This is a genomic window from Nitratireductor sp. CH_MIT9313-5, assembly GCF_037029545.1.
Taxonomy (GTDB): Bacteria; Pseudomonadota; Alphaproteobacteria; order Rhizobiales; family Rhizobiaceae; genus Chelativorans.
In genome coordinates this window covers 912,054-931,927 of sequence record NZ_JAYMER010000014.1, presented here as the reverse complement: position 1 = coordinate 931,927, position 19,874 = coordinate 912,054, and the positions used below count along the sequence as shown (strand labels likewise).

At 60.5% G+C, this 19,874-nt stretch carries 24 protein-coding genes; 12 read left to right on the top strand and 12 right to left on the bottom strand.

Annotated elements, in window-relative coordinates; translation table 11 throughout:
- The first annotated feature begins 105 nt into the window (after positions 1-105).
- The 3 genes from WA367_RS12055 (at position 106) to WA367_RS12045 (ending at position 1,611) form a co-directional block, all read left to right on the top strand.
- Entirely contained in the window at positions 106-417 is a 312-nt protein-coding gene (locus tag WA367_RS12055; protein WP_036479468.1) for an accessory factor UbiK family protein, read from the top strand.
- A gap of 329 nt (positions 418-746) precedes the next feature.
- Positions 747-1,247, top strand: a complete 501-nt coding sequence (locus WA367_RS12050) for a YbjN domain-containing protein (protein WP_336056972.1) — start codon at positions 747-749, stop codon at positions 1,245-1,247.
- Positions 1,248-1,257: 10 nt separating this feature from the next.
- Entirely contained in the window at positions 1,258-1,611 is a 354-nt protein-coding gene (locus tag WA367_RS12045; protein ID WP_336057123.1) for a tRNA-binding protein, read from the top strand.
- Here the strand turns inward: WA367_RS12045 and WA367_RS12040 are convergent.
- On the bottom strand, positions 1,608-2,105 hold the full coding sequence (locus WA367_RS12040) for a DM13 domain-containing protein (RefSeq protein WP_336056971.1): 498 nt from the start codon (positions 2,103-2,105) through the stop codon (positions 1,608-1,610). The genes WA367_RS12045 and WA367_RS12040 overlap by 4 nt on opposite strands.
- A 162-nt stretch (positions 2,106-2,267) precedes the next feature.
- Between WA367_RS12040 and bla the strand changes: the two genes are divergently transcribed.
- Complete coding sequence (gene bla, locus WA367_RS12035; RefSeq protein ID WP_336056970.1) at positions 2,268-3,155, top strand: class A beta-lactamase; 888 nt, start codon at positions 2,268-2,270, stop codon at positions 3,153-3,155.
- Here bla and WA367_RS12030 read toward each other — a convergent pair whose 3' ends face one another.
- The gene (locus WA367_RS12030) at positions 3,156-4,508 is read right to left on the bottom strand and encodes an ATP-binding protein (protein WP_336057122.1); all 1,353 of its coding nucleotides are present in this window, start codon (positions 4,506-4,508) and stop codon (positions 3,156-3,158) included.
- 245 nt (positions 4,509-4,753) lie between these two features.
- Here WA367_RS12030 and WA367_RS12025 point away from each other — a divergent pair, with 245 nt between their 5' ends.
- A complete protein-coding gene (locus WA367_RS12025) occupies positions 4,754-5,167 on the top strand; it encodes a DUF1801 domain-containing protein (protein WP_442935577.1) in 414 nt (137 codons plus the stop codon).
- Between the two features lie 16 nt (positions 5,168-5,183).
- On the opposite strand, the gene WA367_RS12020 is transcribed toward WA367_RS12025, so the two are convergent.
- Both WA367_RS12020 and WA367_RS12015 read right to left on the bottom strand, forming a co-directional pair.
- Entirely contained in the window at positions 5,184-5,903 is a 720-nt protein-coding gene (locus WA367_RS12020; protein ID WP_336056968.1) for a response regulator transcription factor, read from the bottom strand.
- On the bottom strand, positions 5,890-6,423 hold the full coding sequence (locus WA367_RS12015) for a MarR family winged helix-turn-helix transcriptional regulator (protein WP_336056967.1): 534 nt from the start codon (positions 6,421-6,423) through the stop codon (positions 5,890-5,892). The genes WA367_RS12020 and WA367_RS12015 overlap by 14 nt, the downstream gene beginning before the upstream one ends.
- Positions 6,424-6,650: 227 nt before the next feature.
- Between WA367_RS12015 and WA367_RS12010 the strand changes: the two genes are divergently transcribed.
- From WA367_RS12010 to WA367_RS12000, 3 genes are all read left to right on the top strand, one after another.
- A complete protein-coding gene (locus tag WA367_RS12010) occupies positions 6,651-7,544 on the top strand; it encodes a branched-chain amino acid aminotransferase (RefSeq protein WP_336056966.1) in 894 nt (297 codons plus the stop codon).
- Between the two features lie 119 nt (positions 7,545-7,663).
- Entirely contained in the window at positions 7,664-7,939 is a 276-nt protein-coding gene (locus WA367_RS12005) for a hypothetical protein (protein ID WP_336056965.1), read from the top strand.
- Between the two features lie 103 nt (positions 7,940-8,042).
- Positions 8,043-8,696: an MBL fold metallo-hydrolase gene (locus tag WA367_RS12000; protein WP_336056964.1), complete on the top strand. Its 654-nt coding sequence runs from the start codon at positions 8,043-8,045 to the stop codon at positions 8,694-8,696.
- Positions 8,697-8,745: 49 nt separating this feature from the next.
- On the opposite strand, the gene WA367_RS11995 is transcribed toward WA367_RS12000, so the two are convergent.
- Positions 8,746-9,225 (bottom strand): BA14K family protein, encoded by a 480-nt coding sequence (locus WA367_RS11995; protein ID WP_336056963.1) that lies wholly within the window; start codon positions 9,223-9,225, stop codon positions 8,746-8,748.
- Between the two features lie 210 nt (positions 9,226-9,435).
- Between WA367_RS11995 and WA367_RS11990 the strand changes: the two genes are divergently transcribed.
- Positions 9,436-9,906 carry a VOC family protein gene (locus WA367_RS11990; protein WP_336056962.1) on the top strand — a complete coding sequence of 157 codons (471 nt, stop codon included), beginning with the start codon at positions 9,436-9,438 and terminating at the stop codon, positions 9,904-9,906.
- Between the two features lie 87 nt (positions 9,907-9,993).
- Here the strand turns inward: WA367_RS11990 and WA367_RS11985 are convergent, their stop codons facing one another.
- The 3 genes from WA367_RS11985 to WA367_RS11975 form a co-directional block, all read right to left on the bottom strand.
- Positions 9,994-10,206, bottom strand: coding sequence for a cold-shock protein (locus tag WA367_RS11985; RefSeq protein WP_336056961.1), 213 nt, complete (start codon positions 10,204-10,206; stop codon positions 9,994-9,996).
- Positions 10,207-10,652: 446 nt separating this feature from the next.
- Positions 10,653-10,865, bottom strand: a complete 213-nt coding sequence (locus WA367_RS11980) for a cold-shock protein (RefSeq protein WP_336056960.1) — start codon at positions 10,863-10,865, stop codon at positions 10,653-10,655.
- A 270-nt stretch (positions 10,866-11,135) separates the two neighbouring features.
- Positions 11,136-11,783: a class I SAM-dependent methyltransferase gene (locus tag WA367_RS11975; RefSeq protein WP_336056959.1), complete on the bottom strand. Its 648-nt coding sequence runs from the start codon at positions 11,781-11,783 to the stop codon at positions 11,136-11,138.
- Positions 11,784-11,880: 97 nt separating this feature from the next.
- On the opposite strand from WA367_RS11975, the gene WA367_RS11970 reads away from it, so the two are divergent.
- Positions 11,881-12,801 (top strand): LysR family transcriptional regulator, encoded by a 921-nt coding sequence (locus tag WA367_RS11970; protein WP_336056958.1) that lies wholly within the window; start codon positions 11,881-11,883, stop codon positions 12,799-12,801.
- Between the two features lie 27 nt (positions 12,802-12,828).
- Here the strand turns inward: WA367_RS11970 and WA367_RS11965 are convergent, their stop codons facing one another.
- The 4 genes from WA367_RS11965 to WA367_RS11950 form a co-directional block, all read right to left on the bottom strand.
- A complete protein-coding gene (locus WA367_RS11965) occupies positions 12,829-13,377 on the bottom strand; it encodes a DUF2239 family protein (protein WP_336056957.1) in 549 nt (182 codons plus the stop codon).
- 72 nt (positions 13,378-13,449) lie between these two features.
- Positions 13,450-13,872 (bottom strand): DUF1284 domain-containing protein, encoded by a 423-nt coding sequence (locus WA367_RS11960; protein WP_336056956.1) that lies wholly within the window; start codon positions 13,870-13,872, stop codon positions 13,450-13,452.
- Positions 13,873-13,945: 73 nt separating this feature from the next.
- Positions 13,946-14,524 carry a biotin transporter BioY gene (locus tag WA367_RS11955; protein ID WP_336056955.1) on the bottom strand — a complete coding sequence of 193 codons (579 nt, stop codon included), beginning with the start codon at positions 14,522-14,524 and terminating at the stop codon, positions 13,946-13,948.
- A gap of 725 nt (positions 14,525-15,249) precedes the next feature.
- The gene (locus WA367_RS11950; protein ID WP_336056954.1) at positions 15,250-15,915 is read right to left on the bottom strand and encodes a GntR family transcriptional regulator; all 666 of its coding nucleotides are present in this window, start codon (positions 15,913-15,915) and stop codon (positions 15,250-15,252) included.
- Positions 15,916-16,043: 128 nt separating this feature from the next.
- On the opposite strand from WA367_RS11950, the gene WA367_RS11945 reads away from it, so the two are divergent.
- Complete coding sequence (locus WA367_RS11945) at positions 16,044-16,574, top strand: SixA phosphatase family protein (protein WP_336056953.1); 531 nt, start codon at positions 16,044-16,046, stop codon at positions 16,572-16,574.
- A gap of 98 nt (positions 16,575-16,672) precedes the next feature.
- A complete protein-coding gene (uvrB, locus tag WA367_RS11940) occupies positions 16,673-19,456 on the top strand; it encodes an excinuclease ABC subunit UvrB (protein WP_336056952.1) in 2,784 nt (927 codons plus the stop codon).
- Positions 19,457-19,874 lie beyond the last annotated feature (418 nt).

Here is a 19,874-nt window from a genome sequence, read left to right as displayed (position 1 = left end):
AGCGGTATCATGTACCGATGCGGCCCTCCGCAACCCGCTTGCTTTCCTTGCATTCGCCCGGTTCTGGCCCTACCTCTCCATCAAAGGATATCTGAGGGCCAAGCCATGACCAATTCGTCCAATCGCATACTCGATGATTTCGCCCGCCTGATGACCGACGCCGCCGGTGCGGCGCAGGGTGTCAGGCGTGAGGTCGAAACCGCATTCCGCGCGCAGGCGGAGCGCATGCTCAATTCGATGGATCTCGTACAGCGTGAGGAGTTTGAAGCCGTTCGCGAGATGGCGGTAAAGGCGCGTGAGGAAAACATAGCGCTGTCGGCTCGAATCGAGGCGCTGGAAGCTCGGCTGTCGGCTGCGACCGAAACTGCTGAAGAATCAGCGAAAAAACCGGCAAGTGGCCGCACTGCAAAAAAATAATTTTCCGTAAATTTTCACCTGTGTGAAAGTCGAAAAAGTCCAGTCGCGAGAGTCACTTGGGGCTGGGCATGAATCCTGGGTAGAACCAGTCTATCCACATGGGGGGACGTGAGACGCCAAAAAAGGGCTGGTCTCGCAATGCCGCATCAATACACTGAATTTGCTGCATGATTCGAAACGGGGTCAGCAGCGAAGAGGGGCGGCGAGTTGTTTGCGCGTAAGTTTTCTAAACGTCCGCTTCGTTCACCAGTATCTTTGTAAGTGCGTGTGAACTGCATGTGCAATTTGCGCTGCGTGTGGGCGCGGCAAACTACGGGAAAGCAGAATTTATGAGCCTTCTTGAACTCGACATGACGCGTGAAGCCCACCCGGTGGATGTGATCGAGCATGTCGCCAATTCCAATGACTGGAGCTTCGAGCGCAATGGCGATGATGAAATCGCCATTTCCGTGGCCGGTACCTGGACCGACTACAATGTCTCCTTCTCCTGGATGGAAGAGTTCGAGGCACTTCATGTGGCTTGCGCCTTCGATCTGAAGGTGCCGGAAAAGCGTGCTCTTGAAGTGATGCGGCTTCTCTCGCTCATCAACGAGCAGATGCTGTTCGGCCATTTCGACTTCTGGGAGCGCGAGAATGTCATCATGTTCCGCCAGGCGCTCGTTCTTGCCGGCGGCGTGGAGCCGACCGGCCAGCAGGTTGAAGTCATGCTCAACAGCGCATTGGAAGCCTGCGAGTGCTACTATCAGGCATTCCAGTATGTGATTTGGTCTGGCACCAGCGCTCAGGATGCGCTCAATGCCGTGCTCTTCGAGACCTTCGGCACAGCTTGAGGTCGCGACCATGGGTGGGGAAAAGGCGGCTGAAATCTCATTCGACGATTTTCTGAAGGTGGATATCCGCGTCGGCACCATTGTCGAGGCGGAAGACTTTCCGAAAGCCCGCAAGCCTGCCTACAAGCTTAAAATAGATTTCGGCGCCGACATCGGCGTGAAGAAGTCTTCCGCCCAGATCACCGTCCATTACAAGCCCGAAGAGCTTGTTGGCCGACAGGTCATGGCGGTGGTCAACTTCCCGCCACGACAGATCGGCCCCTTCATGTCCGAAGTCCTTACGCTGGGCTTTTCCGACGAAAATGGTGACATCGTGCTTGCGGCAGTCGGCAAGCCTGTGCCGAACGGCTCGCGCCTGCACTAGTTCGCAGCGTTGCCCTGTACTCCCAGTCTTGCTGCGGCGAACAGTACCGAAAACTGCTCGCACCAGATGACGGCCGATTTGTACGTTGCCAGATCAAGATCTGATGGCAGCGTGTAGGATTGGTCTCCCACATTGCCGCGCAATGCTCCCAAGTTGACGAATTCACTCTCGGTGATGTCCCGCGCATTCATCGGATCGCTGTTTTTCGACAGGTAAATGACGAGGTCCGGACCATTCGTCACCCTGAAATCCTTGAGCTGCAATTCTGCACGACCATCAGCCCGCTTCACGACAAGAGCCGTGCCGCCCGCCTGATGTGCGCTGTCCGCGCCGCGGAATTCTCCCGCATAAAGCGCTTCGACATTGTTCCCGCTGGCCAGTTCCTCGCTGACGACGCGATCGATGAACAGGGGGGAAGCCAGATACCAGCCAGCAGCTCCGAAGACACAGCCCACGAGAAATGACGGGATGGCGATGATTAGAAATCTCAACATTAGAAAACTCCTTTCCTGAAATGGCAGACGAAAAGTATCGTGGCTAGCATAGCATGCGCGTCAAACTTGTGAGATGAGGGCATTCAGTCACAGATTGACCATCAATCGCTCGCAGCCTCGCCTCGAGGTTTTCTGGTCCCCCTTTTCTACAGGAAATATTCCATGGGCTTGTCGATGAACCGCCGCGACTACTGTGCGGGCATGGCCGCTCTTGCATTGAGCACGATGTCTTCAACCGTTTCCACAGTGGCCGGTGACAGGCTAGCCGGGAAACTTACAGCCACCGAAGCCGAGCTTGGAGGGCGACTCGGCGCGATCATCATCGACACGCATTCCGGGCAGCACTGGCTGCATCGTGCGGATGAACGCTTTCCGATGAACAGCACTTTCAAGGCATTTGCCGCAGCTGCCGTGTTGGCACGGGTCGACAGGGGCGAGGAAGATCTGCAGCGCCTCATCCCAATCAGACGCGAAAACATTTCTCGTTACGCACCTGTCACGCAAAAGCGTATCGGCGGTTACATGAGTGTTTTCGAGCTGTGCGAAGCGGCAACCACCATGAGTGACAACACCGCCGCCAATCTCATCACCGACAGTCTGGGCGGACCGCAGGGGTGGACGCAGTTCATGCGCTCGATCGGCGATGATGTCTCGCGTCTCGACCGAAAGGAGCCCGACATGACTGAAGGGCGACCGGGTGACCCGCGCGACACGACTACACCCAAGGCGATTACCGCCAGCCTTCGGACCATCACATTCGGCAACGTGCTGCAGCCTGCATCGCGTGAGCAGTTCCGCAAGTGGCTTCTGGACAACAAGGTCGCGCAGCCACTTTTCCGAAGCGTGTTGCCGGCGGGCTGGGTCATCGGGGACAGGACAGGTGCGGGAGGACATGGCACGCGGGGTATCGTGTCGGTCATTTGGCCGCCGGAGCGCAAACCCGTACTTGCCAGCGTCTACGTCACTGATACTCGAGGCGACATGAGCGAGCGCAATGCTGCGATCGCCGATATCGGGCGGGTGATGGTCGAGACGCTCACTGCCACCTGATCATGCCGGCACCCTGATCACGACGCGCAGACCGCCTCTGGGGCTGTCTTCCAGCACCACGTCGCCGCCATGGCTGCGGGCGATGTCGCGGGCGATGGAGAGGCCGAGACCGGTTCCGCTTTCGTCCTGGTTGCGCGCCGCATCCAGCCGCACGAAGGGTTTGAACACATCCTCACGGCTGTCTTCGGGGATACCGGGGCCATCATCATCTACCGTGATGACAAGGCTGCCACGGCCGTGAACAGCGTCCACCCAAACGCTGTCGGCATAACGGAAGGCATTCCCCACGACATTGGATACCAGGCGCGAGAACGCATTGGGGCGCACGAGAATTTCGGGGTCGCCCGTCAGCTTGCCGTGGAAGGTCGCACCGCGCAGGCGGGCTTCTTCGTCAAGCTTGTCGAGCAGCGCCTGCAGGTCGAGGTGGCCGGGGTCTTCGGAGGCCTCGCCCTTGGCAAAGGCCAGATAGCCCTCCAGCATGGAACGCATGTCTTCGACATCCTGGTCCAGCGCCTTGATGTCCTCATCCGTGGAAAGGGCCAGTTGCAGCTTGAAGCGGGTGAGGATCGTGCGCAAATCATGCGATACGCCGGTGAGCATGGCCGTTCGCTGCTCGATCTGACGCTCGATGCGTTCGCGCATCTTCACGAAGGCCGTGCCGGCGCGGCGGACCTCTTCCGCGCCACGCGGGCGGAAATTGGGATTGGGTCTGCCTTTGCCGAAGCTCTCGGCAGCTTCCGCCAGTTGCAGGATCGGCCGGATCTGGTTGCGCAGAAAGGCGACCGCGATGGAAAGCAGCACGAGCGAGGTGCCCACCATCCAAAGCAGGAAGATATGTGTGTTGGACGCGTAGGCCTGGCTGCGCCGGGCAAAGATGCGCAAGACATTCTCTTCCATGCGGATGCGGATTTCCACGATATTGGAATCGCCCACCGTATCCAGCCAAAAGGGCAGGTTGATCTGCCGCGTGATCTCTTCGCCCAGCGTCTGATCGAGGATCGAGAAGAAGGGCTTTGGACCGGGCGGAGGCAGAGGGTCGGGCGGCTCGATCGAGACTTTCAGCGCCATCTTTTCCTGCGCGATGCGGATGATATCCGCATGAGCTTCCTCGTCGGGAAACTGTTCGATCAGCTCGATGATTGCAGCGATATCCCTGGTGACGGCCTGCGATAGGCGTTGTGTCACGGTCTGCCAGTGGCGTTCCATGAACACGAAGGCGATGACCGATTGCAGAAGGATCATCGGTGCGATCACGATGATGAGCGAGCGCGCATAAAGCCGCTTGGGCATATAGCGGGAAACCTGCCGCCAGAAGCGCCGCCAGGGCGTGCGCGCAGCCACATAGGTCTGCATCGCGCTTGCCCGAAACCCACGCCACCCCTGCTGCCAGTCCCTGCGCTCTTCGTCCTGCATGTCGTTCATTAAAAAGGAAGCGCCCCGGCCCGTGAATTCATCAAGTGATGCACCAGCTTAGCCGAAGGGGAGCGTTGTGGGTATGGGGGAGGGTGGCGCAATTCACTTCCTGGTTCGGCTTCTACTTCGCAAACCCGCGCATCACCGCCTCAATCCTGTCATCCGTTTCGGCTAGACCATGCTGCATGAGCAATGATGGCAAGGCACGGCTTCTGTCCAGCGGAAACCCTCAGATCCCGAAAGGCGAGGGGGATGGGCCGGTTCAGGCCTATATCCAGGCCATGCCCGGCTGGAAGAGCACGATTGGTCGGCAGGTGGATCTGATCGTGGTCGATGTCTTTCCCGGTGTGATAAAGGCCGTGAAGTGGAATACCCCGCTCTATGGGAAGGAGGACGGCTGGTTCCTCTCGCTCTACTGCTACAAGAAATATGTGCAGCTGGGCTTCCTGCAGGGCAAGTCCCTTGTCCCTCCGCCGCCGAAGGAGTCGAGGGATCCGGGCACACGCTATCTCGATCTCCACGAGGATGATCCCCTCGATCATGATCGCATTGCCGATTGGGTGGCGCAGGCTGTCAGGCAGCCCGGCGTCAAGCTTTGACGCTGGAACGCGGTTCCTATTCCACACTCAAGCGATAGCCGATCCCGCGCACCGTCTGCAGCCAGATCGGGTTTGACGGGTCCTGCTCGATCTTGCGACGAAGTCGGTTGATCTGCACGTCGATGGTGCGTTCTCCCACTTCGGCATCGCCGCCCACCAGTTCGTGACGGGGTATGGTCTCGCCCGCGCGCTCTGCGAACAACACCATGATCTCGCGCTCGCGGTCGGTCAGTTTCAGAATCTCGCCGGAGCGCTTCAGCTCGCGGCGGGGAATGTTGAAGGTGTAGGGGCCGAAGACGATCTGCTCGAGCTTGGGCTGGGTGTTCGAGGGGCCGCCACGCCGCAGGATATTGTTGACGCGAAGGACCAGTTCACGCGGGTCGAAAGGCTTTGGCAGATAGTCATCCGCGCCGGCTTCAAGGCCATCCACCCGATTGTCCGTTTCGGACAGGGCGGTCAGCATCAGGATCGGCACTTCCTTTTCCTCGCGCAGTGAACGGGTGAGCGATACACCGTCTTCACCCGGCATCATCACGTCGAGCACGATCAGATCGAAGTCGAGACCGGCCAGCTTGCGACGCGCTTCGGCGGCATTGCCGGCAATTGTTACGCGAAAACCATTCTCCCGCAGAAAGCGGTTGAGAAGCGTGCGAATGCGCGTGTCGTCATCCACCACCAGCAGGTGGGGAGCGTCATCGCTTGGCGGTTCGTGCATTGACTGTTCAGCCTGGCTCATCGCGTCTGCCCGATCCTTCCTTTGCCTGTGGCCCGTCCATCTGCGCACGCAGCTCCGGATTGACCATGGCCCTCAAGAATTTTTCAATCGCCTCGCGGTCGTCAAAACCGGCTTCCTCCAGTGCCGCATGGATGCGGCGTGACTGAGGCAGGGCCAGTTCCAGCGCCAGGTCATGCCCTTTTCGCGTCGGATAGAGCTTGCGCTGGCGGCGGTCGCGAGGTCCCTGAACCTGCACCACAAATCCGGTGTCGACAAGCTGCTTTAGAACGCGCGCAAGGCTCTGCTTCGTGATCCTCAACACCTCCAGCAATTCGGCAACCGTCAGCCCCGGCCGGCGGTTCACGAAATGCAGGACACGGTGATGCGCGCGGCCGAAACCATAGCTCGCCAGTATCGCATCGGGGTCGGAGGTGAAATCGCGGTAGGCGTAGAACAGGAGCTCGATCAGCGTGAAGTCCAGATCATCATCGCCGACCTTGGCGATATAGGCTTCGGGAGGGCTGTCGGCAGTTTTGGTCATCTCTTGGTCCATGGCTTCGATTTTATGTCAGCCATATTGACATAAATTTGGCGCATTGATAATTTTTGATAATGTTTTCCGCATTTGGCGAACTTTTTTATTCGCTTTCGCGGCCAGAACAAAACATCCTGCAAGTGGATTTGCCAGTGCGGCTCAAGTGCTGGCATAGTCAGTTGTTACAGGTCACGCTGCAATTGGCGGGTGGAGCGCCCGCATGAGAGGTTAAGATGGCATCGGTCCCCTTTGATCAGTTGGACGGCTATATCTGGTTCAACGGCGATTTCGTAAAATGGGCGGATGCCAAGGTACATGTGCTGACCCATGGCCTGCATTATGCAAGTGCGGTGTTTGAAGGCGAGCGCGCCTATGGTGGCGAGATCTTCAAACTGACCGAGCATACCGAGCGTCTGCATGAGAGTGCTCGTATTCTCGGCTTCGAGATTCCGTGGTCGGTCGCCGAGATCGACGATGCCTGCCGTCAGCTTCTTGCCAAGCAGGGGCTTGAGGACGCCTATGTCCGCCCGATTGCCTGGCGCGGCAGCGAGATGATGGGTGTCTCCGCTCAGAAGAACCGCATCAATCTGGCCATCGCCATCTGGGAATGGCCGAGCTATTTCGATCCGGAGCAGCGCCTGAAAGGCATCCGTCTCGACATGGCCGAATATTGCCGCCCTGATCCGCGCACCGCGCCTTCGCGTTCCAAGGCTGCCGGTCTCTACATGATCTGCACGCTCTCCAAGCATGCGGCGGAAGCCAAGGGCTATACCGATGCGCTCATGCTCGATTGGCGTGGTCGCGTGGCCGAGGCTACCGGCGCCAATGTCTTCTTCGTCAAGGACGGCGCGCTGCACACGCCGACGCCGGACTGCTTCCTCGACGGCATCACGCGCCGCACCGTCATCGCGCTTGCCAAGCGTCGTGGCATCGAGGTGATCGAGCGCGCCATCATGCCCGAGGAGATGGAAGGCTTCGAGCAGTGCTTCCTGTGCGGCACGGCAGCCGAAGTCACGCCGGTATCCGAGATCGGCCCGTACCGCTTCGAAGTGGGTGAAATCGCACGTCTTCTGATGAACGACTACGCCGAAGAAGTGCGTCCGCGCCAGCGTATGGCGGCCGAATAGGCCGCCTTCCAGCGCAACTTTGATACGCGTATAATTTGCAACCTATTTGACTTCTGCGTGTAACGTGGCTTCACATGTCGATGCCGGCGGTGAGTCGGTATTTGCATGAGGGAGCAGATATGGAAGCCTTACTTCCGATTATTATTCAGGCAGTCACCGGTGTCATCGGTGGCGAGGCTGTCGGTGCTGTCGTCAAGAAAGCGGCGATGGGCCATGCGATGAAGATCATCAGCGGTGTTGTTGGTGGTGTCGGTGGCGGTGCGCTGCTTGGCAGCCTTGGCGGTGACGCGGGCGCGCTGTCCGGCCTTCTTGGCGATGCCATTGGCGGTGCTGCCGGTGGTGGCATTCTCACCGCGGTCGTCGGTGCGGTCATGGGTGCGATGAAGAAAGCCTGAGCCGGTTCGGCTTTTTGGCACGTTTTTCAACGGGCGGCTTGTGCCGCCCGTTTTCTTTTGCCACTCCCTTGAAAACATATTCAGCCAAGGCGAAAGGGCAGACATGGCAGGACAGCTTCAGGCCGCAATTATACCGGTCACGCCATTCCAGCAGAACTGCACGCTGCTGTTTGACGGCGAAACAAAGCGCGGCGTCGTCATCGATCCCGGCGGCGATGTGGAGCAGATCGTCGAGGCGGTGCGCGAGACCGGTGTCACGGTCGATGCCATCTGGCTGACCCATGGTCATATCGACCATGCCGGCGGTGCGATGGATCTGAAGGAGGCACTTGGCGTCGACATCATCGGCCCGCATCGCGACGACACTCCGCTTCTGCAAAATCTGGAGCAGCAGGCGCAGATGTTCGGCCTGCCGGGTAAGGTGCGCAACTGCACGCCCGACCGCTTTCTGGAAGAAGGCGAGACGCTGTCCTTCTCGGGTCATGACTTTTCGGTCTTCCATTGTCCCGGCCATGCACCGGGCCATGTCATCTTCTTCAACGAGGCCGCGCGTTTCGCGCATCTGGGCGATGTTCTTTTCAACGGCTCGATCGGGCGCACGGATCTGCCCGGCGGCGACCATGACACACTGCTCTCCTCCATTCGTGACAAGGTACTGCCGCTGGGCGATGATGTCGGGTTCCTGTGCGGCCATGGTCCGGGCAGCCGCATCGGTGACGAGCGGCGGAGCAATCCGTTTCTGACTGGAATGAAGTAGAAAAGAATAGGGCGGCTCGAAAGCCGCCCTTCATTGTCTGGCAACTGCCTCAAGGCTGGCAGAAACGCTTTTCACCGCCATAGGTGGTATAGGTGCCGGTGCGCGGATTGAAGCTGCGATAACGGGCTTCACAGGCGCGGAACCACTCACGCGTCCATGGTTCATAAGAGGGATCGCGTACATCACGTACCTCGCGCACACGATAGCTGCGCGCGGGCGGGTAGTAGTCGTGATTGCGATAGGCCGGCCGGTACTCGTAACGGCGATATCCGGTCTCGTAGCGGTCATAGTCGCTGACCGGCGGATCGATATAGCGTGGCTGGGGCGGGCGCTGCTGGGCAAGCATGCTGCCGGCAATTGCGCCCACGGCAAGGCCGGCAATGCCGGCGACAAGGGCGTCGTTGTCCCGCTTCACATAGGTGTGCTCGTGGTGATAACGGTCGGGGTGGGCTTCAGCCGCGGTCGTGGCGGCGAGGGCGGTTGCGCCGACCGCGAGGCCGTAGAGGCTGTTCTTGAAAATCGTCTTCATCGTCGTGTTCTCCAGACATCACGCGGAATTTGCCGCGCCATGATGGAAGTCACGCTAGCGCTCTCATCCTGAACGCCACCTGAATGGTTAATCCATGCTTTTCTGGTGCCAAGGGAGCCAGGCGGGGGCAGAATTTCAGACCCGGTCTGTCGGATCGCGGCGATGCTTTGCGTCCTTGTCAGAGCAACGCATCATCAAAGGGAGACTGCCATGAAAAACACACCCTTCATCTGGTTCGACCGCGATATGGAGGAGGCAATGCGGTTTTACGTGTCGATATTCGATGACGCGCGTATCGACCTTCTCAACGATCAGCCGATGCCACCGGGCACTCCGCCCGAACATCGCGTGCGCTTTGGTGCCTTCACCCTTCTGGGGCAGCAATATCTCGCCTTGCAGGCGCCGACCGACGAAGCGCTCAATCATCGCTTCTCCATCATGGTCACCTGCGACACGCAGGCCGAGATCGACCGGTTGTGGAAGGCCTTGGGCGAGGGCGGCACTTACGAGCAATGCGGCTGGCTGCGCGACCGGTGGGGGCTTTCCTGGCAGATCGCACCCCGCCAGCTTTTCGAGCTCATGCAACACGAAGACCTTTCGGTTGTAGCACGGGTCGGTCAGGCCATGATGGGGATGGTCAAGCTCGACATTGCGGCGCTGGAAGCGGCCGCGCGGGACTGAAGCGCTCCTGTACTCCAAGAAAAAGGACGGGCCGCAAGGCCCATCCTTCAAAGCCATCTCCGCCATCCTCAGGCGGAGAGCAGGTCCTCAGCCCAGCTGAAGATTGACTGCCTTCGGACCCTTGCCGCGCTTGTCCGGCTCGGTGTCGAAGGTCACCTTCTGCCCGTCTTCCAGACCCGGCAGACCGGAGGCCTGCACTGCGGAAATATGGACAAACACATCACTGCCGCCCGCTTCCGGCGTGATGAAGCCAAAGCCCTTGCTGTGGTTGAAGAATTTGACGGTACCGCTATTCGACATGGGGAATGTCCTTTCTCCCGACTTTCCATGCTGATTTCGGATCAGGTGCCGCGAGCACCTCTCCGGTTCCGGTCCTTTACTGGGGGAGAAGAAACAGTCAGCTTGAGCGCCAGGCTCCGTCGTCCGCGCCCTTTCGGGCCGATTTTTCCGACTTCCCGGTTGCCGTTATGCGATCTTGTCCCGGGGCATGCTATTCCAGTCTCCGGGCCGGCAAATGCCCGAACGGTGCGAAGCTTTCCAGATTTTCGATCATCCGGCAAGCGAAAGTTTCATGACGATCTGCAATTGCAATTGATCCGGGATATTGCCCGTCCAATTGTCTGTTGTTGCAGGCAGATCGCCACGCCGCTTCCCCAGGGGAAGTAAATTTTCGCAAAAGAAAAAGCGCTGACCGGGGCCAGCGCTTTTCCATCAGTTCAAAACCTCGGCCCAAAGGGCCTGAAGCATTAGACCTCAGCCAGGTTCACTGCCTTCGGGCCCTTGCCCATGCGGTCTTCTTCGGTGTCGAAGGAAACCTTCTGGCCGTCGGCGAGGCCCTGCATGCCAGAGCGCTCAACAGCGGAGATGTGAACGAACACGTCCTTCGCGCCATTGTCCGGCGTGATGAAGCCGAAGCCCTTGGTGGAATTGAAAAACTTTACGGTGCCGGTCTGAGACATGGGGAAACTCCTTTTCCCATTAGTAATTGCGTCTGCGCACTGCGCGCAGGTTCGCGGTCGTCGAGAGCTTACGATTTCGGGGAAAGGGGTCGTCCAATAAAAACTCTTCCAGTCTCCGGGTCTGCAATCACCCGAACAGGCGCGGACCATGACACGGATATGTGTCGTTAGCAAGACAATGCAAAATGAGAGAATGCGCGGGCTGTGCTTTCTACGCCCCCGGAGTAACGGGAGAAGGTGCGCCAGTGGACCGTGCGGGCAGGGCGCTTGTCAGCGATCGCCTGCAGCTTCCAGCCTGGGTCGTGCCACGAGGAAGCGGCTTCGTGCCTTCACTGGATAGTCACCGCGTTCGATGATGTGAAAGCCTGCGGTTTCCAGCATTGCCTCAAACTCCTTCGCGGTGAAGAAGTAAACTGGGGGTGCCTTGCCGAAGATCTGCATTGTCCTGATGGCGAGCCAAAAGAGCGGCCGTCCGGCAAGGCAGGGGGACTTCACGACGATCATCCCGTCCGGTGCCAGCAATTGCCGCATCCCGCGCAGATAGCCGGGGAGATCATCAACCAGATGCAGCAGGTTGAAGGCGAGTATCGCGTCATACCGCTTTTCCTCGTTCGCCAGATCGAACAGGCTGGCTTGGCGGAAAGTGAGGTTCGCTGCCTCCTGCTTTCCATGTCTCTCCCGCGCAATGGTCAACATGCCTTGGGAGATATCCGTTGCGGTGTAGCGTTTTACTGAGCCTGCCAGAAGGCTGGCCGTGGTGCCGGTGCCGCAGCCAAGCTCGACCACATCCATCTTTGAATCCAGATGCGCGCGGGTGTGTTCCAGCGTCTTTTGATAGGCGTCCTCGTCAGCAACTGGGCTCTTGGCATAACGGGGCGCGGTGCGATTCCAGAATGGGGCTGTATCTGTGGCGTGCATGGTCGGTCTCGGATCGATGAAGAAGTCACCGGCACCATAACCATACGCAGACCAAGTAAGAATTGCCGAATTTGACATTCCATCTATACATTAATGTATGGATCAGAGCCGTATGCCCTTTGACTGGAACCAGGCCCGCGCATTTTTGGCCACCGCGGAAGCCGGTTCGTTTTCCGCTGCGGCGCGGGCTCTGCGCCAAACCCAGCCGACACTCAGCCGCCAGGTGGCGCAGCTTGAACACAGGCTTGGCGTGCGGTTGTTCGAGCGGATGGGGCGCAAGCTGCATCTTACCGATGCGGGGCGGGAGATGCTTGTGCATTTTCGCGCAATGGGAGAGGCGGCGCTTGAGGTCTCGCTGGCCGCCTCCGGTCGCAGCGAGGCGGTAACCGGCAGCGTCAGCATCACGGCAACCGATGCCATGGCCGCATTCCAGTTGCCGAAGGTAGTCGAGCGGGTCTTCGAGGTCGCTCCGGGTCTGGGTGTCGAGCTTGTCGTTTCCAACGATCTGCGTGACTTGCGCCGCCGCGAAGCGGATATCGCCTTGCGGCACGTCCAACCGGCGGAGCCGGATCTGGTGGCGCGGCAGATCGGTGTCACCTCCGCAAGGTTCTATGCGTCCAGGGCCTATCTTGATCGTGTGGGGCGGCCGCGATCCTTACGGGAACTGGCTGCTCTCGACTTCATGGGTTTGCCGCCCATCGAGCGATTTCAGGCGTTTCTATCGGCGCGGGGGCTGGACATCGATCTCAGCCGGTTTCGGCTGGTTGTCGACAACGGAATTGCACTCGGCGAAATGGTACGGGCGGGCCTCGGTGTCACCATGTTGACCGCAGATATGGCTGAGCGGTTCGGTGAGCTTGAGATCGTGTTACCCGATTTCGAGCCGGTCTCCGTTCCTTTGTGGCTGACCACCCATCGCGAGCTCTATCCCAGCCGTCGCGTGCGTCTCGTATTCTCCATTCTTGAGGAAACGTTGGTTGGTGAGGGGCCGAGTTCGCGTCACGGTTCCGGCCCCTGAAGTTCTCAGCCCTTTCCTGATGGCCGCTCAGGCAAACGCCGCTTCCGCAAGTATTCTTGCATGGTCGCGCAGATCCGCTGGCCAGTCCGCGCTCATCTCCTCAAAGCGTTGCCGGTCTCCCGCATACAGCGCACGTGATGCCTCTTCATAGCCGGGTTGGTCACCAAGCACTGCCAACATGAAGCGATCAGCCCGGGCGCGGGCCGCGTCGGCACGCTCATTCGGCATATCGGCGGTTCGTGCTTCATCAATCAGGCGGCGCAGCGCTGCAGAGGCGCCGCCCCGCTGTCTGCCTAGCCACTCCCAGTGCCTTGGCAGCAATGTCACTTCGCGAGATACCACGCCGAGGCGAGGGCGGCCACGGCCGCGCGCGGCTTCCTCTGTCCCGGAACCTATAAGTCTGCGCGCGATGTCGCTTTCGTCGCCGGAGAGATCAAAGTCGATCTGGCGACCTGTGGCATCTTCAAAGATCAGAATATTTTCGGTCAGGCCAAGGCGCTTGAGTTCGAGTGCGACCTGCAATTTGCTGCCCGCGGCCACGCGCCTGTTTCCCGAAAAAGCCGTGCAATCAGTCATGTCTGAAATTCTCCTATCAACAATCCCTGGAATTGATAGGGGGTAATAATGTTCAAATAAAGCCCGGGTAATTTATGCGATCAGCCTGGATGATGCGAAGCTTTCCTTGCTCACGCTGGTGCACAGCCTGCTCCATTGACAGCCGAGACAGGCTTTCCTGGTCTTGCCGCTCGTGAAGCTGGTGCGGAATTCGGCGATGCGGTCGGGCGTCAGTCGGATCAACCTCCCCGGCTTGATCTCCAGGTCGGTTGCGCGGCTGATCGAAAGGGCCGCGGCATGGTCCCGCTCGCGCACGCTGGCGCCCAGGCAGTGAGGATTTTCAGTTTGAAGAAGCGGCGCGCATATATCGTCGGGGCCCTCAACCACAAGCGCCGGCTCCCCATGGTTCATGCGGCTGATGACCTCGTCCATGTTTCGTGCAAACCCCGCACTGTATCCGTGGCCAACATAGGTCAGGGTGCAGAGCAGGTGATGCGGGCGCAGTCTCACGGTCATTGCCGGAATTCTCGCTGGTGAACGGGCTGCACCCGCTTGTCCGGATGCAGCCTCTGCTGGTTCGCCTGCCGGATCAGTTCGTCTTCTTCGTCCAGCCGCGATTGAGTGCGACCAGGCTGGCGGAGCCGAGCGCCGACTTCAAAACGCCACCGAGAATGAAGGGCGTAACACCAAGCGCGATGGCCTTTTCCAGGCCGATCAGGCTTGCTAGCCACGCGCCGCCCAATGCGAGGCAGAACAGATTTGCTGCCAGCATGGAGGTGAATGCGAGCAGCGGGCGCGAGTGGTTCCAGCCGCGTTCGGCAAGCCAGCCAACCATCAGCGCCATCAGCGGAAAGGCCGCCAGATAACCGCCGGTGGGACCTGCAAAATGCGCCAGTCCACCAGCGCCGCCGGCAAGAACGGGAAGGCCGATCATAGCCTGGCCAAGCCATGCAAGCACAGTGATCATCCCCATCCGCGCCCCGTATAACGCACCAACCATGCAAATCGCGAAGGTCTGCATCGTGACAGGAACGGGCACCATCGGCACTTCTATGCGGGAAGCCACGGCCAGTCCGATCGTGCCGAACAGAACCGCACCTGCCTTATAGGCAAGCGAGCGCTCCTCAAGCCGAAGGGGGCTGAAGGCGGGGGTGGCAAGCTGGGTCATTCATCTCTCCAAAGCAGATTATAGATAATTTTGCGATTCCATTGATTATTACGGCGCAGATGGATCGGCGATGCAAGAGGGGGGATGTGTTTTGCGTGCTAGGCGCCTCGTGCTGTTCGGGAATACAAGCGTCGTGAAGCCTCCCGTAAGCCTCATCCCGGCCAACCAGGGGGAGCGCGGGGAGCTAATGAGAGCTGTGGGTGGTCTCCACGAAACGTGCTGGGGGGCATGCACCGAGGACGGGGTCGCTTTGCGAACTGCTGCCTATGGCCCCTAGCCTAACTGCTCCCAAGATAACGGCAGTGGTGGTGTAGGAGGAGGTGGAGAAGATCGCGCCCTGCGCGCGCCCTTCTGTCCTGCCGGACTGCGCTGCGCTTTCGCTCCGCGCGTTCGGGCGCTGACAAAGCCAAATCGTTGGCTTTGTCTTGACCTGCGGTCAACCGCTACTCACCCCCCACGGGTGGGGAGACTGGCCGGCTTGGGTGTTGCGCTTATTCGTCACGATGGAGTGCCGACATGGCCGCGAGTGATCTCCCCCCTTGTGGGGGAGATGCCCGGCAGGGCAGAAGGGGGGTGGTCTCAGAATAGAAGGCGAACTTCAGGAGCCACCCGCGTCATCCCCGCTGATCAAGGAAAGAGCCGGGAACCATTACGACGCACGGCTGGTCGCTGCGGAAGGTGCCCGCGTTCTGGGCAGGCAATACAAACCACAACTAGCCCAGCGGCTAACCCGGCATCAGAAAGATCGAGGCAGCTTCTTTGCCCGCCTTCTCCGTCGGTTTGTGTCCCACCCGCTTCACATGGCGGGCAAGCGCTTCGGCTGCTGCATCCACTTCGCCGCGACGCAGGTGGTGGAGGATCGTGCGGTGATCGCGGTCCGTGCGTGGCTCCCATTCGCTTCGCCAGGCGGAGAAGAGAAAATGCGCGCTGGCGGCATGAAGATCGTCGATTGCCGCCATGAGCCGCGGCATCTTGCAGGGCGCGAGGATGGTGCGGTGGAAGCGGCGGTTTGCTTCCTCCCATGCCACGACATCTGCCGCCTTGTCGCCTGCCAGTGTTGCCGCTTCGGCTTCGGCCAATATGGCGGATGTGAGATGCGGTGCGGCTTCGCGCAGCGCCAGTGCTTCCAGTGCGGCGCGCATTTCGGCCACTTCGCGCACCCGCTCCTGGCTGAAGCTGGTCACGCGCACGCCGCGCCGCGGTTCGCTTTCTGCAAGCCCTTGCGCCTCAAGAAGGCGGAAGGCTTCGCGCACGGGCACATGGCTCGCACCGAATTCCTCGGCCAGATGATCCTGGCGCAGGCGCTCGCCAGCGGCCAGTTCACCGGAAATGATCCTTTGGGAAAGCACCCGCGCGATGCGGGCGGCAACGGTCTCTTTGCGCGGGCTCATGAATTGTAGATAATTTCACCCGTGCCACCTGTCGAGCCGCAATATCATCGATCCGTGCAACCCTATCGCGGTTTTGCGGGTTTTCGGAAGATCGACGGTGGTCGCCGCGTGAAAGGGAGGGTGGTGCGATGCGCGAGCTTTATCTTTTGAGACATGCCAAATCCAGCTGGGACGATCCCGCACTTGCCGATCACGACCGGCCTCTTTCCCGGCGCGGGGAACGTGCCGCGCCGCTGATGGGGCGCTACATGGCGGAACACGGTCTCTTTCCCGACCATGTTCTGGTTTCGCCTTCCCAGCGCACGCGCCAGACCTGGAGATTTGCGGCAACCGAGCTGGGGCAGGGCTATTCGGAAGCAGAGTTTGACGATGCAATCTACAATGCGTCCGCGGACCGCCTGCTCTCACTCCTTCGTCTCGTGCCGGAGGATGCGTCGCGGGTGCTTCTGATCGGGCACAATCCTGGGATGGAGGATCTCGCCTCGAGCCTTGCCGACGAAAACTCCGACCGTGATGCCATAGCGCGCATGCGCGAGAAATTCCCGACCGCCGCACTTGCCTGTTTCACCGTGACTGCACCGTGGAGTGGACTTGACCACGCCACGGCCTGTCTCACGCGTTTCGTCACGCCGCGCCAGCTTGAGGCGGATGCGGCCTGAGCGCGGGCCGCGCTTCCTGCCAGCCTCCTGTCAGTTGCCGCCATTTCTGCGCCCGCTGCCCCTTTCCAAGCGCGGATTGAAGTTCCATATTCACCCGCATGGCCAAGACATCTCCGAAAAAGAATTCCGGCTTCGAGGAAGCCCCTCAGGCTGAGTTCGAAGGCGCGCCGCTTTCCGGCTCCATCTCCGATTGGGCGGATGAGATCGCACGCGAAGCCGAGAAGCAGCCCAAGGCGAAGAAGAAGCCGGCTGCCCGTTCCAAGGACGCCTCGCGCACATCGCGCGGCACCTCCATGGGCGGGGCCGCTTCCGCCAAGGAGCGCGCTGCGGCCGGTCTCAATCCCGTGGCGGGCATGGATGTCGCGCTTGAGGATGCCGAGAAGCTCTCCTCCTCCGGTGTCACGGCCACGGTAGCCGCATTGTCCCGCCTGATCGAGGGCGGTGATCCCAATGTCACCAATGGCTGGATGCCGCACCGGCCCGAGCGTCCGAAGAAATCCGAGGGCGGCATACCCTTCAAGATGGCGACGGAGTTCAAACCATCGGGCGACCAGCCGACTGCCATTGCCGATCTCGTTGCTGGCGCGAAGGAAAACGAGCGCACCCAGGTGCTGCTTGGCGTCACCGGTTCGGGCAAAACCTTCACCATGGCCAAGGTGATCGAGGAGACCCAGCGCCCCGCGCTCATCCTCGCGCCCAACAAGACGCTGGCCGCGCAGCTTTATGGCGAGTTCAAGAGCTTCTTCCCCGACAATGCGGTGGAGTATTTCGTCTCCTATTACGACTACTACCAGCCGGAAGCCTATGTTCCGCGCTCCGACACCTTCATCGAGAAGGAGTCCTCCATCAACGAGCAGATCGACCGCATGCGCCACTCGGCCACGCGCGCGCTGCTTGAGCGCGACGACGTCATCATCGTCGCATCCGTTTCCTGCATCTATGGTATCGGTTCGGTCGAGACCTACACCGCCATGACCTTCCAGATGGAGGTCGGCGACCGGCTCGACCAGCGCCAGTTGCTCGCCGATCTTGTCGCCCAGCAATATAAGCGCCAGGACATCAATTTCGTGCGCGGCTCCTTCCGCGTGCGCGGCGACACGATCGAGATCTTCCCCGCCCACCTGGAAGACAGCGCCTGGCGCATTTCCATGTTCGGCGACGAGATCGAGTCCATCACCGAATTCGACCCGCTGACCGGCAAGAAGACCGGCGATCTGAAATCGGTGAAGATCTACGCCAACTCGCACTATGTGACCCCGCGCCCCACGCTCAACCAGGCCATCCGCTCCATCAAGGCCGAGCTCACCCAGCGGCTGGCCGAACTGGAAAAGGCCGGGCGTCTGCTGGAGGCCCAGCGGCTGGAACAGCGCACGCGTTTCGACATCGAAATGCTGGAGGCCACCGGCTCCTGCGCGGGCATCGAGAACTATTCGCGCTATCTGACAGGCCGCAAGCCAGGTGAGCCGCCGCCGACCCTGTTCGAATATGTCCCCGACAATGCGCTGCTTTTCGTCGACGAATCCCACGTCACGATCCCGCAGATCGGCGGCATGTATCGCGGCGACTTTCGCCGCAAGGCCACGCTTGCCGAATATGGCTTTCGCCTGCCAAGCTGCATGGACAACCGCCCGTTGCGCTTCGAGGAGTGGGACGCCATGCGCCCCACCACCGTCGCGGTGTCGGCCACGCCCGGCAATTGGGAAATGGAAGAAGCCGGCGGTGTCTTTGCCGAGCAGGTCATCCGTCCCACCGGCCTCATCGACCCGCCCGTCGAGGTGCGTCCCGCCAAGGCTCAGGTGGATGACGTGCTGGGCGAAATCCGCGCCACTGCTTCTGCCGGCTACCGCACGCTCTGCACGGTCCTCACCAAGCGCATGGCCGAAGATCTCACCGAATATCTGCATGAGCAGGGCGTGCGTGTGCGCTACATGCATTCCGACATCGACACGCTGGAGCGCATCGAGATCATCCGCGACCTGCGCCTTGGAGCCTTCGACGTGCTTGTCGGCATCAATCTTCTGCGCGAGGGCCTCGACATCCCCGAATGCGGGCTCGTCGCCATTCTCGATGCCGACAAGGAAGGCTTCCTGCGTTCGGAAACCTCGCTCATCCAGACGATCGGTCGCGCGGCGCGCAATGTCGATGGCCGCGTCATTCTCTACGCCGACAAGATCACCGGCTCCATGAGCCGGGCCATGGAAGAGACCAACCGCCGCCGCGAAAAGCAGCTCGAATACAATGCCGCCAACGGGATCACGCCGGAAAGCGTGAAGAAGAATATCGGCGACATTCTCGATTCCGTCTATGAGCGCGATCACGTCCGCGCCGACATAACCGGTGCGAAGGGCACCGATCCCAACAATCTCGTCGGCAACAATCTCGCCACGCATCTGGAGCATCTGGAAAAGGCCATGCGCGACGCCGCCGCCGATCTCGACTTCGAGGAGGCAGCGCGCCTGCGCGACGAGGTCAAGCGCCTGCGCGAGATGGAACTCGCCATTTCCGACGACCCGCTGGCCCGCGAGGTCGAAGCCGAAAGCCCCGCCTCGGGACGCCGGAAAGGCCAGCACAACAAGGGCCGCCAGCTTCACCGCACGGTGGGCGAGGGCGCTTCGGAGTCCAAATCTCTCTTCCGCAAGAACGATCTCGACGAAATGACGGTCGGGCGCACCGAAAAACCGGTCGGCAAGCCTCTGCCCAAGAAGCCCCAAGCCGACGCCATGCCCCCCGACCGCCCCATGCCCATGTATGGGTCGGTTGGCTCAGGTGAAGACGGTTTGCAGCCCCGCCGCGGCAAGATCGGTGCGGGCTCATACGAGGATGCCGGCGAAGAACGGCGGAAAAAGCGGCGCCCGGGCAAGACGGGCAGGCCGGGGCGGTAGGGGGGGCGTTACTCCACGTCATCCCGGAAGCCGCAGGCTATCCGGGACCCATTGGCAGAGCGACATAGAGCGCGGCCCGGTCCTCGCCTAAACGCCTACCACAACCAGCTGCCCCTTCTGCGGATACCGGCCCAGCCTCTCAATAGGTCCCGGCTCTCGCTCCGCTCGGCCGGGATGACGCCAATGGCATATCCACCACCCGTCATCCCGGAAGCCGAAGGCTATCCGGGACCCATTGACAGGAGATCGCAGAGCACGGCCCGGTCTTCGCCTAAACGCCTACCACAACCAGCTGCCCCTTCTGCGGATACCGGCCCAGCCTCTCAATAGGTCCCGGCTCTCGCTCCGCTCGGCCGGGATGACGCCAATGGCATACTCACCACCCGTCATCCCGGAAGCTGAAGGCTATCCGGGACCT

What these genes read in the sequence shown, in the direction of transcription:
- WA367_RS12055 (WP_036479468.1), top strand. Translation starts at nt 106, where the DNA reads ATGACCAATTCGTCCAATCGCATACTCGATGATTTCGCCCGCCTGATG.
- WA367_RS12050 (WP_336056972.1), top strand. Translation starts at nt 747, where the DNA reads ATGAGCCTTCTTGAACTCGACATGACGCGTGAAGCCCACCCGGTGGAT.
- WA367_RS12045 (WP_336057123.1), top strand. Translation starts at nt 1,258, where the DNA reads ATGGGTGGGGAAAAGGCGGCTGAAATCTCATTCGACGATTTTCTGAAG.
- WA367_RS12040 (WP_336056971.1), bottom strand. Translation starts at nt 2,105, where the DNA reads ATGTTGAGATTTCTAATCATCGCCATCCCGTCATTTCTCGTGGGCTGT.
- bla (WP_336056970.1), top strand. Translation starts at nt 2,268, where the DNA reads ATGGGCTTGTCGATGAACCGCCGCGACTACTGTGCGGGCATGGCCGCT.
- WA367_RS12030 (WP_336057122.1), bottom strand. Translation starts at nt 4,508, where the DNA reads ATGCAGACCTATGTGGCTGCGCGCACGCCCTGGCGGCGCTTCTGGCGG.
- WA367_RS12025 (WP_442935577.1), top strand. Translation starts at nt 4,754, where the DNA reads ATGAGCAATGATGGCAAGGCACGGCTTCTGTCCAGCGGAAACCCTCAG.
- WA367_RS12020 (WP_336056968.1), bottom strand. Translation starts at nt 5,903, where the DNA reads ATGAGCCAGGCTGAACAGTCAATGCACGAACCGCCAAGCGATGACGCT.
- WA367_RS12015 (WP_336056967.1), bottom strand. Translation starts at nt 6,423, where the DNA reads ATGACCAAAACTGCCGACAGCCCTCCCGAAGCCTATATCGCCAAGGTC.
- WA367_RS12010 (WP_336056966.1), top strand. Translation starts at nt 6,651, where the DNA reads ATGGCATCGGTCCCCTTTGATCAGTTGGACGGCTATATCTGGTTCAAC.
- WA367_RS12005 (WP_336056965.1), top strand. Translation starts at nt 7,664, where the DNA reads ATGGAAGCCTTACTTCCGATTATTATTCAGGCAGTCACCGGTGTCATC.
- WA367_RS12000 (WP_336056964.1), top strand. Translation starts at nt 8,043, where the DNA reads ATGGCAGGACAGCTTCAGGCCGCAATTATACCGGTCACGCCATTCCAG.
- WA367_RS11995 (WP_336056963.1), bottom strand. Translation starts at nt 9,225, where the DNA reads ATGAAGACGATTTTCAAGAACAGCCTCTACGGCCTCGCGGTCGGCGCA.
- WA367_RS11990 (WP_336056962.1), top strand. Translation starts at nt 9,436, where the DNA reads ATGAAAAACACACCCTTCATCTGGTTCGACCGCGATATGGAGGAGGCA.
- WA367_RS11985 (WP_336056961.1), bottom strand. Translation starts at nt 10,206, where the DNA reads ATGTCGAATAGCGGTACCGTCAAATTCTTCAACCACAGCAAGGGCTTT.
- WA367_RS11980 (WP_336056960.1), bottom strand. Translation starts at nt 10,865, where the DNA reads ATGTCTCAGACCGGCACCGTAAAGTTTTTCAATTCCACCAAGGGCTTC.
- WA367_RS11975 (WP_336056959.1), bottom strand. Translation starts at nt 11,783, where the DNA reads ATGCACGCCACAGATACAGCCCCATTCTGGAATCGCACCGCGCCCCGT.
- WA367_RS11970 (WP_336056958.1), top strand. Translation starts at nt 11,881, where the DNA reads ATGGATCAGAGCCGTATGCCCTTTGACTGGAACCAGGCCCGCGCATTT.
- WA367_RS11965 (WP_336056957.1), bottom strand. Translation starts at nt 13,377, where the DNA reads ATGACTGATTGCACGGCTTTTTCGGGAAACAGGCGCGTGGCCGCGGGC.
- WA367_RS11960 (WP_336056956.1), bottom strand. Translation starts at nt 13,872, where the DNA reads ATGACCGTGAGACTGCGCCCGCATCACCTGCTCTGCACCCTGACCTAT.
- WA367_RS11955 (WP_336056955.1), bottom strand. Translation starts at nt 14,524, where the DNA reads ATGACCCAGCTTGCCACCCCCGCCTTCAGCCCCCTTCGGCTTGAGGAG.
- WA367_RS11950 (WP_336056954.1), bottom strand. Translation starts at nt 15,915, where the DNA reads ATGAGCCCGCGCAAAGAGACCGTTGCCGCCCGCATCGCGCGGGTGCTT.
- WA367_RS11945 (WP_336056953.1), top strand. Translation starts at nt 16,044, where the DNA reads ATGCGCGAGCTTTATCTTTTGAGACATGCCAAATCCAGCTGGGACGAT.
- uvrB (WP_336056952.1), top strand. Translation starts at nt 16,673, where the DNA reads ATGGCCAAGACATCTCCGAAAAAGAATTCCGGCTTCGAGGAAGCCCCT.